Origin of the sequence: Paenibacillus sp. BJ-4, from assembly GCF_020404765.1 — a bacterium.
GTDB lineage: Bacteria > Bacillota > Bacilli > Paenibacillales > Paenibacillaceae > Paenibacillus.
Map to the genome: position 1 here is coordinate 1 of NZ_JAIVEM010000180.1, position 211 is coordinate 211.

The window sequence follows — 211 nt, forward strand, 5'->3', positions numbered from 1 at the left end:
AATAGCTTTAGGGCTAGCCTCGGAAAATAGAATCGTGGAGGTAGAGCACTGATTGGGTGCGGGGCCCGCAAGGGTTACCAAGCTCAGTCAAACTCCGAATGCCATGGATTTAGTTCCGGGAGTCAGACAGTGAGTGCTAAGATCCATTGTCAAAAGGGAAACAGCCCAGACCATCAGCTAAGGTCCCCAAGTGTGTGTTAAGTGGGAAAGG

General features: G+C 50.7%; 1 rRNA gene. It reads left to right on the forward strand.

Going from position 1 to position 211, the window contains the following annotated elements:
- Positions 1-211: ribosomal RNA gene (locus LCF57_RS26385) — 23S ribosomal RNA — on the forward strand; the annotation flags it as partial.